We start from the raw sequence: 15,153 nt of genomic DNA, 5'->3' as shown, positions 1-15,153 counted from the left end.
GCGCTGGCCGAACCGGCCGCCCGCCGAAGTGGAACCCGCGATTTTACTTTTTGTGTGCCGAGCGCACCCACCGGGCCTGAACACATGATCGACGTCACCGTAGAAAATTTTGAAACCGAAGTCATCGCCGCCTCGATGGACGTGCCCGTGCTGGTGGACTTCTGGGCGCCCTGGTGCGGCCCGTGCAAGTCGCTCGGGCCCATCCTGGAGAAGCTGGAGACCGAGTACGAGGGCCGCTTCAAGCTCGTGAAGATCGACTCCGACCAGGAGCAGCAGATCGCCGGCATGTTCGGCATCCGCAGCATTCCCACCTGCGTGCTGCTGATGAACGGCCAGCCCGTCGATGGCTTCATGGGCGCCCAGCCCGAGGGCCAGGTGCGGGCCTTCCTCGACAAGCACGTGCCCACCGCCGAGGCGGCGCTGGCCGAGCAGGAAGAAGAGCTGGCGCAGGACGCGCTGGCCGACGGCGACACCGACACCGCGCTGGAAAAGCTGCAGCACGCCGTCGCCACCGACCCCGCCAACGACGACGCCCGCTTCGACTACGTGAAGCTGCTGCTGCAGCTGGGCCGCGAGGACGACGCCAAGGTCGCCTTCGCCCCCGTGATCGCCAAGGCCCCGGCATCGCGCAAGCTGGGCGCGCTCAAGGCCTGGATGGATGCGATCGATTTCGTGGCCAGGGAGGCAAACGGCCCGTCGGCATTGGCCGATTTCGATGCCAGGATCGCGGCCAACCGCCGCGATTTCGACGCCCGCTTCGGCCGTGCGCGCTGGTTCATCGCGCACCAGCGCTGGACCGAGGCCATGGACGAACTGCTGGAAATCCTCATGCGCGACAAGGCCTGGAGCGACGAGGCCGCGCGCAAGACCTACGTGGCCGTGCTCGAGATCATCGAGCCGCCCCGGGTGAAGGTGGCCGAGGGCCAGATCCCGCCGGAAGACCCGACGGTCGCCACCTACCGTCGCCGCCTGTCCAGCGTGGTGCTGAGCTGACCGGCGCCCCAGCCACCGAAGCCGCCCGGCCCATGGGCGCTGAACGGGCCCGTGCGGCGGCGCTGGCCGTGGCCTCGGTGCTGGTTCTCGCCCTGGCGGGCTGCGCCACATCGCCCCCGCCCGATGCCATGGTCATCGGCACGGTGTTCTCGCGTGAGCGCCTTTACGTGCCGCCCGACGAGCCGGCCGTGTTCGAGGCGGCGCTGCTCGACGTCTCGCGGCCCGATGCGCCACCCACGGTGCTCGGGCGCCAGCGCATCGAGCTGCCGGGGCCGCCGCCGTACCAGTTGCGGATTCCTTTCCGCTCCGCGCTCACGCAGCCGTTGCTGCCGGGGCGCTACCGGGTTCGTGCCTCGCTGTCCCTGCAAGGCTACGTGCGCTTCGCCTCCGATGGCACCCATCCGTTGCCGCCGGACCCGGCCTATCGGCGCGTGGATGTCGAGCTGCACCGCCTGCCTTTGGACAAGGCGACCGTGCAGGCCGAGGTGCCGCTGCGACAGACCTACTGGCGGTTGGTGGAAATCGATGACACGGCCGTGCCGCCGGCCCCCGCTGGAGCGTCCGAGCCGCATCTGGTGCTGGACAGCGAAGGGGAACAGGCGCGCGGGGCAGGGGGCTGCAACCGCTTTTTGGCGAGCTACGCGGTCGATGGCGTGCGCCTGCGGATGACGCAGATCAACACGACGCTGCAGCTGTGCCTGCAGACGGCCACCCTGGAGGGCCGTTTCCTGCATGCGCTGGGCGAAGTCCGGACCTACCGCCAGGAAGGGCGGCAACTGCTGCTGTTCGGCGACGAGGCGCGCGTGCTGCTGCGGCTGGAGGCCATCGAGCTGGAGTGAGGCGGCCGCACGGGGCCGCCGGGATGCCGCAGCGTCCCCTGGTGCGTGCGGCAGGGCTGTTCAGCCCACCAGGCGCTCGAGCGCCTCGCGGTACTTGGCGGCGGTCTTCTCGACCACCTCGCGAGGCAGGCGCGGGGCGGGCGCGGTCTTGTTCCAGGGCTTGCCGTTGATCTGCGTCTGCTCCAGCCAGTCGCGCACGAACTGCTTGTCGTAGCTGGGTGGGTTCTCGCCGGCGGCCAGAGCGCTTTCGTAGCCTTCCACGGGCCAGTAGCGCGAGCTGTCTGGCGTGAGCACCTCGTCCATCAGCACCAGCGTGCCGTCGGGCGCGAGGCCGAACTCGAACTTGGTGTCGGCAATGATCATGCCCTTTTCCAGCGCGATGGCCGCGGCCTCCTGGTAGATGGCGATGCTGAGGTCGCGGATCTTCGTGGCCAGCTCGATGCCGATCATCTCCACCGTGCGCTCGAGGGTGATGTTCTCGTCATGCTCGCCCATCGCGGCCTTGGCGGCCGGGGTATAGATGGGCTGCGGCAGCTTGGCCGCGTTGGTCAGGCCCTCGGGCAGCTGCACGCCGCACACGGCGCGCGATTCCTGGTATTCCTTCCAGCCGCTGCCGGCCAGGTAGCCGCGCACCACCGCCTCCACGGGGATCGGCTGCAGGCGCTGCACCAGCATTGAGCGGCCTCGCACCTGGGGGGCCTCGTCCGGCGTCACCACGCTCTCGGGGTCGTCGCCCGTCAGGTGGTTGGGGCACAGGTGGCCCAGCTTGTCGAACCAGAACAGTGCCATCTGCGTGAGCAGCTCGCCCTTGCCCGGAATCGGCTCGCCCATGATCACGTCGAAGGCCGAGAGGCGGTCGCTGGCCACCATCAGGATGCGGTCGTCGCCCACGGCGTAGTTGTCGCGCACCTTGCCGCGCGCGAGCAGCGGCAGGGACGTGAGGGCGGAGGTGTGCAGTGCGGAGGAAAGGGGCAGGGTCATGGTGGGTGAAGCGATTGCGAACGGGAAAGCCGCGGCTTTCGGCGGCAGGGCCGGCCAGCCCGCGATTTTAGGGCGCGTGCCGGGATGGCCGGTGCAGGGCGGTCGGGAGGGAGGGGCGTGGGCCGGAACCGCAGCGGACGGCGGGCCATCGCGTCGGCAGGGCGCCGTGCCGGCGGTGCGCCCCGCGAAGGCGTCTGCGCTGTGTGCCGCGGAGCAAAGCCAGGCTATTTTGCGCCGTTTTTCGGGCCTTGGCACCTCAGGGCCCAAGACCCGACAGCCGACTTCGGTATGCGTTTGCAATTGCCCGGGGGCGGGCGCATAGTGAATCCAACACATGCATGAGTTGACCTTTCGCCGGGCCGTCCTTCCACCAGACCTTTGAGGACGGCGCTTCTTCAACGCAAGCCCAGGAGGCCAGTTTTATGAACCTGACGATCAGCGGTCACCACCTCGAAGTCACTCCCGCATTGCGCGCCCATGTGACGGAAAAGCTGGACATCATCAGCAAGCATTTCGACCAGGTGGTCGACGTCAAGGTGCTGCTCACCGTCGAGAAGCAAAAGGAGAAGGAAAAGCGCCAGCGCGCGGAATGCAACGTGCATGTGAAAGGCAGTGATCTGTTCGCCGAGAGTTCCCATTCCGACCTGTACGTGGCCGTGAACGACCTGGTGGAAAAGCTGGACCGGCAGGTGGTCCGCCACAAGGACCGCATCCAGAACCACCACCATGGCGCCATCAAGCGGGAACTGGTGGCCTGATTGGTGCCGGGGCCTGAGCAGCCAGGCCCTTCGCCACGCCGCCCTCAGGGGCGGTTTTTTTGTGCCCCCCTCAAAGTGCTCAGGGTTTATGCTAGGGGGTGCATAATCGCAACCCTTCACCATGAACCGTCTTGCCTCCATCCTGCCTGCCGCTCAAGTGCTCGTGAGCGTCGACGCCACCAGCAAAAAGCGCGCTTTCGAAGAGGCAGGGTTGTTGTTCGAGAGCCAGCACGGCCTGTCGCGCGCCCTCATCACCGACAGCCTCTTCGCCCGCGAGCGGCTGGGCTCCACGGGACTGGGCCACGGTGTCGCCATCCCGCATGGCCGCATCAAGGGCCTGAAGGCGCCGATGGCTGCCGTCTTCCAGTTGGCCCACCCGATCGGTTTCGATGCGCCGGACGAGCAGCCCGTCGGGCTCCTGATCTTCCTGCTGGTGCCCGAGGCGGCCACGCAAAAGCACCTGGAGATCCTGTCCGAGATCGCCGAGCTGCTGAGCGACGGCTCGCTGCGCGAGCGCATCAAGGGCAGCACCGATGCCGCCGAGCTGCACGGCCTGATCGCCGGCTGGCAGTCCGCCCAGGCCACCGCCTGACCCCGCCGCCGCTGCGAACGCTGAACCTTCCGTGAAACCCAACGTCGTCAGCGCCGATGTCCTGTTCGAGGAGTTCCGCGGCCCGCTGAAGTGGGAATGGGTCGCCGGCCTCGGGGCCTCCGAGCGGCGCTTTGACGAGGTGGCCGTGCGCTCGGCGCGCTCCGGCGCCGACCTGGTGGGCTACCTCAACTACATCCACCCCTACCGGGTGCAGATTCTGGGCGAGCGCGAAACCGCCTACCTCACCAACGCAACGCCCGAGGACTGCAAGCGCCGCATCGCCCGCATTGTCACGCTGGAGCCGCCCGTGCTGGTGCTGGCCGACAGCCAGGTTGCGCCCGATGCGCTGCTGTCCATGTGCGAGCGTGCGCAGATCCCGATGTTCTCCACGCACGAGTCGTCGGCCTTCGTCATCGACGTGCTGCGCGCCTACCTGTCCAAGCACTTCGCCGACCGCACCACCATGCACGGCGTGTTCATGGACATCCTGGGCCTGGGCGTGCTGATCACCGGCGAGTCGGGCCTGGGCAAGAGCGAGCTGGGCCTGGAGCTGATCTCGCGCGGCAACGGCCTGGTGGCCGACGACGCGGTGGACCTGTTCCGCATCAACCAGACCACCATCGAAGGCAAGTGCCCCGACCTGCTGCAGAACCTGCTGGAGGTGCGCGGCATCGGCCTGCTGGACATCCGCGCGATCTTCGGCGAGACCGCCGTGCGGCGCAAGATGCGGCTCAAGCTCATCGTGCACCTGGTGCGCAAGGAAACGCTGGAGCGCGACTACGAACGCATGCCCTACGAGCCCCTCACGCAGGACGTGCTGGGCGTGCCGGTGCTCAAGGTGGTGATCCAGGTGGTGGCGGGCCGCAACATCGCCGTGCTGGTCGAGGCGGCCGTGCGCAACACCATCCTGAACCTGCGCGGGATCGACACCTACCAGGAATTCGTGGAACGGCACCGCCGCGCCATGGAGCGCGACGGCTCCTGATCGTCGTGCCGCGCCCCGGGCTTGCCGGGCGGCGCGCACCCCTCGCTCAGCGGTGCTGCGTGGTGGCCAGCTTGGCGCAGGTGGTGCACTGGCCGTACAGCGCCATCGAGTGGTCCTGCACCACCCAGCCCTTCGACTTGGCCACCAGCTGCTGGCGCTTTTCGATCTCGGGGTCGTAGAACTCCTCGACCTTGCCGCAGACCGTGCAGATGAAGTGGTCGTGGTGCTGGCCCTCGTTGAGCTCGTACACCGCCTTGCCGCTTTCGAAGTTGCTGCGGTTCAGGATGCCCGCCTGCTCGAATTGCGTGAGCACGCGGTACACCGTGGCCAGGCCGATGTCCGAGCGCTCCTGCAGCAGCACGCGGAACACGTCTTCTGCGGTCATGTGGCGCTGCGCGCCCTTCTGGAAGATCTCGAGGATCTTCAGGCGCGGCAGGGTCGCCTTCAGGCCGGTGCTCTTGAGTTCGTCGATGTTCGTCATGACAGGGGTTTCCGTGTACCAAACCAGCGTGCCAAAGCCCGGGAGAAGCTGCCGCTACAATGGGTCGGATCATATCGCCTATGCCTAACTCCATGTCCGTTTCCGCCCGCTGCAGCGCCCGTTGGGCCCTGACCCTGTTGATCGGCGCCAGCTTGACGGCCTGCGGCAGCTTCGACAGCGCCAGCAACCGCGTCGCCAGCCTGGTCACTCCCTACAAGGTGGACGTGGTTCAAGGCAACTTCGTCTCCCGCGAGCAGGTCGAGGCGCTCAAGCCCGGCATGGGGCGCCAGCAGGTCAAGGAAATCCTCGGCACGCCGCTGGTGACCAGCCTGTTCCACGCCGACCGCTGGGAATACGTCTTCACCCTCAAACGCCCCGGCGTCGAGGTGCAGTCGCGCAAGCTGACCGTTTTCTTCAACGGCGACGTGTTCGAGCGCGCCGAGGGCGACGAGATGCCCACCGAGGCCGAGTTCGTCGCCACCCTGGGCACGCGCACCCCGAAGAACAAGGTGCCGGTGCTGGAGGCTACCGAGGCCCAGCTGGCCAAGTTCCCCAAGCCGGCCGCGCTGCCCGAGCCTGCCGATTCGCCCGTGCCCACGCCGCCGTCCAGCTACCCGCCGCTGGAATCGTCGACCCGCTGATTTCCGCCGGCCAGGGCCTGGTGCGCACCGGCCCTGCGGCTTAGCCGCTGATCTTTCCATGACCGCCACCACTTCCCCGAACGCATCCTCCTCCACCCCTTGCCGCGTGGCCGTCGCCGGGGCGTCCGGCCGCATGGGGCGCATGCTGATCGAAGCCATCCGCGACACCGACGGCGAATGCGTGCTGGCCGGCGCGCTCGACGTGGCGGCCAGCCCCGCCATCGGCTCCGACGCCACCGCCTTCCTGGGCCATGCCAGCGGCGTGGCCATCACGGCCGACGTGCGCGAAGGCCTGCGCCACGCCGACGTGCTGATCGACTTCACCCGCCCCGAGGGCACCATGGCCCACCTCGCGGTGTGCGCCGAGACGGGCGTCAAGATGGTGATTGGCACCACGGGCCTGTCCGACGCGCAAAAGGCCGAGATCGCCGCCGCCAGCGCGCGCACCGCCATCCTGCTGTCGCCCAACATGAGCGTGGGCGTGAACGTCACGCTCAAGCTGCTGGAGCTGGCCGCCAAGGCCATGTCCACGGGCTACGACATCGAGATCATCGAGTCCCACCACCGCCACAAGGTGGATGCGCCCTCGGGCACCGCGCTCAAGATGGGCGAGGTCATCGCCCAGGCCCTGGGGCGCGATCTCAAGGACTGCGCCGTCTATGCCCGCGAGGGCATCACAGGCGAGCGCGATCCGTCGAGCATCGGCTTTTCCGCCATCCGCGGCGGCGACATCGTGGGCGACCACACCGTGCTGTTCGCCGGCACCGGCGAGCGCATCGAGATCACCCACAAATCCGCCAGCCGCACGACCTATGCCCAGGGCAGCCTGCGCGCCGTGCGATTCCTCGCCGCGCACCAGACCGGCCTGTTCGACATGTTCGACGTGCTGGGCCTGAACGCCGCCTGACGGCCGGCGCGCACGCGATGGACGGCCTGCACTGGTGGCGTCAGGGCGACGCGGTCACCCAGATCAGCGCGCTGCTGCTGCTGGCCATGTCGGTCGCCAGCTGGGTCGTGATCGTCTGGAAGGCCCTGCTGATGCGCCGTGCCCGCCGTGATGCGGCCCGCGCCATCGCCGCCTTCTGGCAGGCCCCGTCGATCGCCCTGGCGGCCGAGCGCCTGCCCGCCTTCGACCGCGATGGCCTGGTGATGCCGCTGGTGCAGGCGGCCAGCGCCGTGGCCGGCGCCAACCAGGTCCCCGCCACGCTGGCCGCGCGCGGCAGCCTTTCCCAGCAGCTGACGCGCGGCCTGCGCGATGCGCTGCACGGGGTGCTGGGCCGGCTGCAGTTCGGGCAGGTGCTGCTCGCCACCGTGGGCTCCACCGCACCGTTCGTGGGCCTGCTAGGCACCGTGTGGGGCATCTACCATGCGCTCACCGCCATGGCCGGGGCCGGCCAGATCACCATCGACCGCGTGGCGGGCCCGGTGGGCGAGGCGCTGGTGATGACGGCCGCCGGCCTGACCGTGGCCATTCCCGCCGTGCTGGCCTACAACGTGTTCGGCCGCTTCATCGGCCGCACCGAGGCCGACCTGGAAGGCTTCGCGCGCGACCTGCGCGAGCTGGTGCTGGATGAATCCGGCATCGCCCCGCCCGCCGCGGCGAACGACTGACCAGCGACGGACTCCCGCCCCGCACGCGCCATGGCATTCGGCCGACTCGAACGCACCACCGGGCCGCAGCCCATGAGCGACATCAACATGACCCCGCTGGTGGACGTGATGCTGGTGCTGGTGGTCATCTTCATCCTGACCGCACCGCTGCTGGCCAGCTCGATCCGGCTGGACCTGCCGCGTGCCGACGGCGCCACACCCGGCGCGCCGCCGCAGTCGGTCACCGTGGTGCTCGACAAGGAGGGCCAGGCCTACCTGGACGACGTGCCGCTCGCCCCGCAGGCGCTGGCCGCGCGCCTGGCGCAGCTGGCCAGGGAGCAGCCCGACACCGAGGTGCAGTTGCGCGCCGACACCGCCGTGCCGTATGGCCGGGTGGTCGAGGTGATGGGGGCAGCCAACGCCGCGGGCCTGCGGCGCATCGGCTTCGTGGCGGACCCGGCCGCGCCTTCCGCCGCTCCGGTCTCTCCCGCTGCTGCTGCTGCTGCTGCTGCCCGCTGACCGGCCGGGCCCTGCGCCAGCCGGGACCGCGCACCGTGTAACGCTTCGCGCCGCCCGCGGCCGGCATCGCGCCTAAAATCCCCGGCTGACACCCCGCTCACTTTCTTTCCTGGCCGCACCGCCGCGGCCCCGCCAACCCATGCAAGACAAATACAACCACACCGAGGTCGAGCGCGCCGCGCAGGGCCACTGGACGGCCACCGATGCCTACCGCGTGACCGAGGATGCGGACCGGAAGAAGTTCTACGCCTGCTCCATGCTGCCCTACCCCAGCGGCAAGCTGCACATGGGCCACGTGCGCAACTACACCATCAACGACATGCTCGCGCGCCAGCTGCGCATGAAGGGCATGAACGTGCTGATGCCGATGGGCTGGGACGCCTTCGGCCTGCCTGCCGAGAACGCGGCGCTCAAGAACGGCGTGCCGCCCGCGCAGTGGACGTACGACAACATCGCGTACATGAAAAAGCAGATGCAGGCGATGGGCCTGGCCATCGACTGGTCGCGCGAGGTCGCCACCTGCGACCCGAGCTACTACCGCTGGAACCAGTGGCTGTTCCTCAAGATGCTGGAAAAGGGCATCGCCTACCGCAAGACCCAGGTCGTCAACTGGGATCCGGTGGACCAGACCGTGCTGGCCAACGAGCAGGTGATCGACGGCAAGGGCTGGCGCACCGGTGCCACGGTGGAAAAGCGCGAGATCCCGGGCTACTACCTCAAGATCACCGACTACGCCGAAGAGCTGCTGGGCTTCGTCACCGGCGACCAGCTGCCCGGCTGGCCCGAGCGCGTGAAGCTCATGCAGGAGAACTGGATCGGCAAGAGCGAGGGCGTGCGCTTCGCCTTCCCGCACGACATCCGCGCGGCGGACGGCACGCTGATCGGCGACGGGCGCATGTACGTCTTCACCACGCGCGCCGACACCATCATGGGCGTGACCTTCTGCGCCGTGGCGCCCGAGCACCCGCTGGCCGCGCGCGCGGCGCAGGGCAATCCGGCCATCGCCGCCTTCATCGAGGAGTGCAAGAGCGGCGGCACCACCGAGGCCGAACTGGCCACGCAGGAAAAGAAGGGCGTGCCCACCGGGCTGGTGGTCACGCACCCGATCACCGGCGAGGAAGTGCCCGTGTGGATCGGCAACTACGTGCTCATGGGCTATGGCGACGGCGCCGTGATGGGCGTGCCCGCGCACGACGAGCGCGACTTCGCGTTCGCGCTCAAGTACGGCATCGACATCAAGCAGGTGGTGCTGGTCGATGGCGAGACCTTCGACTACCACCACTGGCAGGACTGGTACGGCGACAAGCAGCGCGGCGTCACCGTCAACTCCGACAGCTTCAGCGGCCTGTCCTACCCCGAGGCCGTGCAGGCGGTGGCGCATGCGCTCGCGCAAAAGGGCCTGGGCGAGACCAAAACGACCTGGCGCCTGCGCGACTGGGGCGTCTCGCGCCAGCGCTACTGGGGCACGCCGATCCCCATCATCCACTGCGACGAGCACGGCGCCGTGCCCGTGCCCGAGAAGGACCTGCCGGTGGTGCTGCCCACCGATTGCGTGCCGGACGGCTCGGGCAATCCGCTGCACCACCACGAAGGCTTCCACGCCGGCGTGACCTGCCCGGTCTGCGGCAAGGCCGCGCGCCGCGAGACCGACACCATGGACACGTTCGTGGACAGCTCGTGGTACTTCATGCGGTATTGCGACCCGAAGAACAGCGAGGCCATGGTGGCCGAAGGCGCCGACTACTGGATGCCGATGGACCAGTACATCGGCGGCATCGAACACGCGATTCTTCACCTGCTGTATGCGCGCTTCTGGACCAAGGTGATGCGCGACCTGGGCCTGGTGAAGATCGACGAGCCCTTCACCAAGCTGCTCACGCAGGGCATGGTGCTCAACCACATCTACTCGCGCCGCACCGAGCAGGGCGGCAAGGAGTATTTCTGGCCGCACGACGTCGAGCACGTGGTGGACGAGGGCGGCAAGATCGTCGGCGCGAAGCTCAAGAACGCCGTCGGCAGCCTGCCCACGGGCACCGCCATCGACTACGAGGGCGTGGGCACCATGTCCAAGTCCAAGAACAACGGCGTCGATCCGCAGGACCTGATCGAGCGCTACGGCGCCGACACCGCGCGCCTGTACACCATGTTCACCGCGCCGCCCGAGGCCACGCTGGAGTGGAACGACGCGGCCGTGGAAGGCAGCCACCGCTTCCTGCGCCGGGTGTGGAACTTCGGCCTCAAGCTCGCGGCCCTCGACAAGGACGCGGCGCTGGCCAGCGCGGCCGGCGCCACCCGCCTGAAGGAAGTGCCCTTCGGCAAGGAGGCCAAGGCCCTGCGGCTGGAGATCCACACCGTGCTCAAGCAGGTGGACTACGACTACCAGCGCATGCAGTACAACACCGTGGTCTCGGGCGCGATGAAGATGATCAACGCGCTGGAAGACTTCAAGGCCGTGGACAGCGCTGGCGCCCCCGTGGCGATGATCGAAGGCTTCGGCATTTTGTTGCGCGTGCTGTACCCGGCCACGCCCCACATCGCGCACAGCCTGTGGAGCGGCCTGGGCTACGCCGGCGAACTGGGCGACCTGCTCGATGCGCCGTGGCCCCAGGCCGATGCCGATGCGCTGGTGCAGGACGAGCTGGAGCTGATGCTGCAGGTCAACGGCAAGCTGCGCGGCTCCATCCGCGTGCCCGCCTCGGCCGACAAGGCCGAGATCGAGCGCGCCGCCCTCGCGAGCGAGGCTTTCGTCAAGCAGGCGGACGGCGCCACGCCCAAGAAGATCGTGGTCGTGCCGGGCCGCCTGGTCAACGTGGTCATCTGACAATGCAAAAACGCACCCTCCTGTCGCTGCTGGCCGTGGCGCCCCTGGCCGCCTGCGGCTTTCACCTGCGCCGCGCGCCCGAGTTCCAGTTCCGCTCGCTCTACGTGGAGGCGGGCGGCGGCTCGCCCCTGGCGCGCGAGCTGCAGCGCACGCTGCAGGGCGCGGGCGGCAACCTCACGGTGCTGCGCGATCCCACGCAAAAGACCACGGCCGACGCCATTTTCGAGCTGCTGTCCGAGCAGCGCGAGCGCGTGGTGGTGGGCTACAACGCCTCGGGCCAGGTGCGCGAGTTGCAGTTGCGCCTGCGCATCCACTTTCGCCTGCGCAACCAGCAGGGCGCGGAGCTGATCCCCGACACCGAGCTGCTGCAGCAGCGCGACGTGAGCTACAACGAAAGCATCGCGCTCGCCAAGGAGGCCGAAGAGGCGCTGCTGTACCGCAACATGCAGACCGACCTCGTGCAGCAGCTGCTGCGCCGGCTCGCCGCGGCGCGCCCGGTTTGATGGCCGATGTCTCGATTGCTATTGATTTGATAGCTGCGACCGCATGTTCTTCTGGGGCGTGCGGCCTGTTTCATTCAAAGATTCTGCCCTGGCCGCTCCCATGCAAGTCGCACTGAACCAGCTCGCCGCGCACCTGCAAAAGGGCGTGCGGTCGCTCTACACCCTGCATGGCGACGAGCCGCTCCTGCAGCAGGAGGCGGCCGACGCAATCCGCGCGGCGGCGCGGGCCCAGGGCTACACCGAGCGCAGCAGCCACACCGTGGCCGGCGCGCACTTCGACTGGAGCGCCGTGCTGGCGGCCGGCGGCTCGCTCTCGCTCTTTGCCGACAAGCAGATCGTGGAGATCCGCATCCCCTCGGGCAAACCGGGCAAGGACGGCGGCGCGGCGCTGCAGCAGATCGCCGAGGCCGCGCAGGGCAACGACAGCACGCTCACCCTGGTGCTGCTGCCGCGCCTGGACAAGGCCACCCGCACCGGGGGGTGGTTCAGCGCGCTGGACGGCCGGGGCATCTCGGTGCAGATCGACCCGGTGGAGCGGGCCGCGCTGCCGCAGTGGATCGCCCAGCGCCTGTCGCTGCAGGGCCAGCGCGTGGCTGGCGGCGACGAGGGCCAGCGCACGCTGCAGTTCTTCGCCGACCGCGTGGAAGGCAACCTGCTCGCCGCGCACCAGGAAATCGCCAAGCTCGCGCTGCTGCACCCGCCCGGCGAGCTGTCGTGGGCGCAGGTCGAGGCGGCAGTGCTCAACGTGGCGCGCTACGACGTGTTCAAGCTCTCCGAGGCGGTGCTCTCGGGCCAGGTGGCCCGGGTGCAGCGCATGCTCGATGGCCTGCAGGCCGAGGGCGAGGCCGAAGTGCTGGTGCACTGGGCGCTGGCCGAGGACATCCGCGCCTTGAAGCGCGTGAAGGACGCGCTCAACGCCGGCAAGCCCCTGCCCATCGCCCTGCGCGAAAACCGCATCTGGGGCCCCAAGGAGCGCCTGTTCGAGCGCATCGCGCCGCGCTTTTCCGATGCCGCCGCGGCCCGGCTGCTGCAGTCCGCGCACACGGTGGACGGCATCGTCAAGGGCCTCAAGGTGCCCGACTGGCCCGCCGATGGCTGGCAGGCGCTGCAGCGGCTGGCGCTGCAGCTGTGCAAGGCCTGCGGGGCTCGCTGAGCGCCCGCAGCGCCTTTCGATCGCCTTGCCGACGCCGCGTTCCACCCCCTTGCGCCTGCCGGCCGACGATGCCACCAACGGCTGGTCGGCCATCCTGCCGGTGCGCGCGCCGCGTCCGGCGCTGCAGGGCCCCGTGCGGGCCGACTGGCTGGTGCTGGGCGCCGGCTGCGCGGGCCTGGCCGCCGCGCGCCGCCTGGCCGAGCTGCGCCCGCACGCGCACGTGGTGCTGGTCGATGCGGGCACGGTGGGCGACAACGCCTCGGGCCGCAACTCCGGCTTCGCCATCGACGTGCCGCACAACGTGGGCAGTTCGCTCGAAGAGCTGCGCCAGGCCGCGCACTACCAGCGCCTGCTGGCCGCCGGCCTGGCCGACCTGCAGCGGCACATCGCCGCGCACGCCATCGACTGCCAGTGGCGCCGCGCGGGCAAATACCACTGTGCCGTGTCGCCCGCGGCCGGGCGCACGCTGGACCACCATGCCCAGGAACTGCGCGCGCTGGGCGAGCCGCACGAACGGCTGGACCGCGATGCGCTCGCCGCGCGCCTGGGCACGCGCTACTTCGCCGCCGGGCTGTACACGCCGGGCACGGTGCTGCTCAACCCGGCCGCGCTGTGCCGGGGCCTGGCCGATGCGCTGCCCGCCCAGGTCGCGCTGTACGAGAAAACGCCCGTGCACGCGCTGGACATCGCCCCGCACGCGGTGGTGGCCCACACCGCGCAGGGGCGCATCGAGGCGCCGCAGCTCATCGTGGCCAGCAACGCCTTTGCGCAGCAGCTCGGCCTGTTCCGTGGCGAGACCTTTCCGCTGGCCACCTTCGGCTCGCTGAGCGCGCCGCTCACGCCCGCGCAGCGCGAGCGGCTGGGCGCACCGCAGGGCTGGGGCGTGACGCCGGTGAACGCCGTGGCCGGCGCCACGCTGCGCTACACCGACGACCACCGCCTGCTGGTGCGCCAGGGCTTCGAATACGCGCCGCGCTTTCGCGTGGCCGCCGCCGTGCGCGAGCGCGTGCGGCGCGCGCACCGGGCCGTGTTCGATGCGCGGTTTCCGCAGCTGGCCGACGTGCTGCTCGCGCATTTCTGGGAAGGCGCCATCGCCATCACGCGCAACGGCGCGCCGCGCTGGGGGCGCTTTGCTTCCAACGTGCACGGCGTGGCGGGTTGCAACGGCGGGGGCATCGTCAAGCACACGGTGCTGGGCGCGCTCGCGGCCGATCTGGCGCTGGGCCAGGACCATCCGCTGATCGCCGACGCCCTGGCGCTGGGCGCGCCCGCGCGCATGCCGCCCGCGCCGTTCCTGGGCCTGGGCGTGCGCGCCTACATCGCCCGGGAGAAGTGGGCGGGCCGCGCCGAGCGGTGACCGGGCGGTGGACGGGGCGCGATGGCAGGCCCGGTCAGCCCGCCTGGCGAAGCACGTCCCCGGCCTTGTCCACCCACTGCTGCAGGCTGTCCAGCAGGTCCTTCTGGCTGAACGAGCAGCTTTCCTCGGAAAACAGCGCGCTCGATTCGAGGCGGTCGAGCAGGCCGTGCAGCACCTCGGCATAGCGCGGGGGCAGGGCGGCCAGCAGCGCGTCCTGCGTGCGGGCCGTGGCGCTCAGCTCGGTGGCGCTGCCGCCCGGGGCGCGGCAGCGGGCCAGGGCGGAGTCCAGCGTGGCCAGTTGCACGAGGGCGGTGGTGGTGTCGGAAAAACGGGTCATGCGGCAAGGGTAGCGTGTGCCGGGATCAGAACGTGGTCAGGTGCTCGTAGAGGATCACCGAGCCGATGCCGATCAGCAGTACGCCGCCCACGGCCTCGGCCCAGCGGCCCGCGATGCTTCCCAGCACCCGGCCGACCATCACGCCGATCGTGACCATGGCAAACGTCGCCAGGCCGATGGCGGCCGCCACGGGCAGGATGCCCACGTCGAGGAACGCCAGCCCCACGCCCACGGCCATCGCATCGATGCTGGTGGCAAAGCCGGTCACGGCCAGCAGCCAGAAGCCGTGGCGGGCGGGTTTTTCGGCTTCGGCGTCGGGCGCCTGGAACGCGGCGTACACCATGCGCAGCCCGAGGATGGTCAGCAGCGTGAACGCGATCCAGTGGTCCCATTCCTTCACGTAGCCCGAGGCGGCATAGCCCAGCGCCCAGCCGGCGATCGGGGTGAGCGCCTCGATGACGCCGAAGATGGCGCCGGTGCGCAGGGCTTCGGACCAGCGGGGTTTCTGCAGGGCGCTGCCCTTGCCGACGGCGGCGGCGAAGGCGTCGGTGGACATGGCCAGCGCGAGCAAGGCGGTGGAGGCGAAATTCATGGTGGGGACGT

The 15,153-nt window shown here is 69.6% G+C and carries 17 protein-coding genes; 13 read left to right on the top strand and 4 right to left on the bottom strand.

All coding sequences use genetic code 11. From position 1 onward, the window contains the following. Positions 1-84: 84 nt before the first annotated feature. Positions 85-993 (top strand): thioredoxin, encoded by a 909-nt coding sequence (gene trxA / locus AVAK2825_RS18520; RefSeq protein ID WP_284401594.1) that lies wholly within the window; start codon positions 85-87, stop codon positions 991-993. 32 nt (positions 994-1,025) lie between these two features. Continuing rightward, on the top strand, positions 1,026-1,832 hold the full coding sequence (locus AVAK2825_RS18515) for an META domain-containing protein (RefSeq protein WP_284401592.1): 807 nt from the start codon (positions 1,026-1,028) through the stop codon (positions 1,830-1,832). A 60-nt stretch (positions 1,833-1,892) separates the two neighbouring features. Here the strand turns inward: AVAK2825_RS18515 and AVAK2825_RS18510 are convergent, their stop codons facing one another. Beyond that, positions 1,893-2,813, bottom strand: a complete 921-nt coding sequence (locus tag AVAK2825_RS18510; protein WP_284401590.1) for a phosphoribosylaminoimidazolesuccinocarboxamide synthase — start codon at positions 2,811-2,813, stop codon at positions 1,893-1,895. A 422-nt stretch (positions 2,814-3,235) separates the two neighbouring features. Between AVAK2825_RS18510 and hpf the strand changes: the two genes are divergently transcribed. From hpf to hprK, 3 genes are all read left to right on the top strand, one after another. Continuing rightward, on the top strand, positions 3,236-3,571 hold the full coding sequence (gene hpf, locus AVAK2825_RS18505; protein ID WP_272566746.1) for a ribosome hibernation-promoting factor, HPF/YfiA family: 336 nt from the start codon (positions 3,236-3,238) through the stop codon (positions 3,569-3,571). 121 nt (positions 3,572-3,692) lie between these two features. Then, positions 3,693-4,163 carry a PTS sugar transporter subunit IIA gene (locus tag AVAK2825_RS18500; RefSeq protein ID WP_272550568.1) on the top strand — a complete coding sequence of 157 codons (471 nt, stop codon included), beginning with the start codon at positions 3,693-3,695 and terminating at the stop codon, positions 4,161-4,163. 31 nt (positions 4,164-4,194) lie between these two features. Further along, positions 4,195-5,148, top strand: a complete 954-nt coding sequence (gene hprK, locus AVAK2825_RS18495; RefSeq protein ID WP_272566747.1) for an HPr(Ser) kinase/phosphatase — start codon at positions 4,195-4,197, stop codon at positions 5,146-5,148. A gap of 46 nt (positions 5,149-5,194) precedes the next feature. Here hprK and fur read toward each other — a convergent pair whose 3' ends face one another. Further along, positions 5,195-5,629: a ferric iron uptake transcriptional regulator gene (fur, locus tag AVAK2825_RS18490; RefSeq protein WP_284401585.1), complete on the bottom strand. Its 435-nt coding sequence runs from the start codon at positions 5,627-5,629 to the stop codon at positions 5,195-5,197. 92 nt (positions 5,630-5,721) lie between these two features. On the opposite strand from fur, the gene AVAK2825_RS18485 reads away from it, so the two are divergent. From AVAK2825_RS18485 to AVAK2825_RS18450, 8 genes are all read left to right on the top strand, one after another. After that, a complete protein-coding gene (locus AVAK2825_RS18485; protein ID WP_284401583.1) occupies positions 5,722-6,270 on the top strand; it encodes an outer membrane protein assembly factor BamE in 549 nt (182 codons plus the stop codon). 58 nt (positions 6,271-6,328) lie between these two features. Next, positions 6,329-7,177: a 4-hydroxy-tetrahydrodipicolinate reductase gene (gene dapB / locus AVAK2825_RS18480; protein WP_284401581.1), complete on the top strand. Its 849-nt coding sequence runs from the start codon at positions 6,329-6,331 to the stop codon at positions 7,175-7,177. A gap of 17 nt (positions 7,178-7,194) precedes the next feature. Continuing rightward, on the top strand, positions 7,195-7,881 hold the full coding sequence (locus AVAK2825_RS18475; RefSeq protein ID WP_284401579.1) for a MotA/TolQ/ExbB proton channel family protein: 687 nt from the start codon (positions 7,195-7,197) through the stop codon (positions 7,879-7,881). Positions 7,882-7,911: 30 nt separating this feature from the next. Beyond that, on the top strand, positions 7,912-8,379 hold the full coding sequence (locus AVAK2825_RS18470) for an ExbD/TolR family protein (protein ID WP_284401577.1): 468 nt from the start codon (positions 7,912-7,914) through the stop codon (positions 8,377-8,379). Between the two features lie 139 nt (positions 8,380-8,518). Next, positions 8,519-11,200: a leucine--tRNA ligase gene (leuS, locus tag AVAK2825_RS18465; protein ID WP_284401574.1), complete on the top strand. Its 2,682-nt coding sequence runs from the start codon at positions 8,519-8,521 to the stop codon at positions 11,198-11,200. A 2-nt stretch (positions 11,201-11,202) separates the two neighbouring features. After that, entirely contained in the window at positions 11,203-11,703 is a 501-nt protein-coding gene (locus AVAK2825_RS18460) for an LPS-assembly lipoprotein LptE (protein WP_272566755.1), read from the top strand. A gap of 100 nt (positions 11,704-11,803) precedes the next feature. Next, positions 11,804-12,856 (top strand): DNA polymerase III subunit delta, encoded by a 1,053-nt coding sequence (gene holA / locus AVAK2825_RS18455; RefSeq protein ID WP_284401571.1) that lies wholly within the window; start codon positions 11,804-11,806, stop codon positions 12,854-12,856. A 49-nt stretch (positions 12,857-12,905) separates the two neighbouring features. Beyond that, positions 12,906-14,213: an NAD(P)/FAD-dependent oxidoreductase gene (locus tag AVAK2825_RS18450; RefSeq protein WP_284401569.1), complete on the top strand. Its 1,308-nt coding sequence runs from the start codon at positions 12,906-12,908 to the stop codon at positions 14,211-14,213. Between the two features lie 34 nt (positions 14,214-14,247). Here the strand turns inward: AVAK2825_RS18450 and AVAK2825_RS18445 are convergent, their stop codons facing one another. Beyond that, positions 14,248-14,550, bottom strand: coding sequence for a hypothetical protein (locus AVAK2825_RS18445; RefSeq protein WP_284401567.1), 303 nt, complete (start codon positions 14,548-14,550; stop codon positions 14,248-14,250). Between the two features lie 25 nt (positions 14,551-14,575). Continuing rightward, positions 14,576-15,142, bottom strand: a complete 567-nt coding sequence (mntP, locus tag AVAK2825_RS18440) for a manganese efflux pump MntP (protein WP_272566760.1) — start codon at positions 15,140-15,142, stop codon at positions 14,576-14,578. Positions 15,143-15,153 lie beyond the last annotated feature (11 nt).

The organism is Acidovorax sp. SUPP2825, from assembly GCF_030158995.1.
Classification (GTDB): domain Bacteria; phylum Pseudomonadota; class Gammaproteobacteria; order Burkholderiales; family Burkholderiaceae_C; genus Paracidovorax.
Note: the sequence above shows the minus strand (reverse complement) of the source record. Positions and strands in the feature narration are given on the sequence as shown.